Source organism: Priestia sp. SIMBA_032 (assembly GCF_046535215.1).
Classification (GTDB): domain Bacteria; phylum Bacillota; class Bacilli; order Bacillales; family Bacillaceae_H; genus Priestia; species Priestia aryabhattai.
This window is the reverse complement of sequence record NZ_JAWRXD010001393.1, coordinates 1-243: the sequence shown is the minus strand read 5'-3', so window position 1 is coordinate 243 and position 243 is coordinate 1. Positions and strand designations below refer to the sequence as shown.

Sequence of the window (243 nt, the reverse complement as noted above, 5' to 3'; positions counted from 1 at the left end):
AATAATGGCAGATACACACGGAAATGCCATTCATTTAGGAGAGCGTGATTGTACAATTCAGCGCCGTTTGCAAAAACTATTAGAAGAAAGTCCATCACCTGCACTTGATGAAGATATTCGCAAGCAGATGGGTGAAGCGGCAGTTAAAGCGGCGGTAGCGGTTGATTATACAGGTGCTGGTACGGTTGAGTTTATTTATGAATATAAAACGAAAACCTTTTATTTCATGGAGATGAATACGAG

Annotated in this window: 1 protein-coding gene; it reads left to right on the top strand. The window is 40.7% G+C overall.

The window, feature by feature from the left end:
- Positions 1 to 243: ATP-binding protein (locus SB717_RS38895; protein WP_486360822.1), on the top strand; the 243-nt coding region annotated here is incomplete at both ends.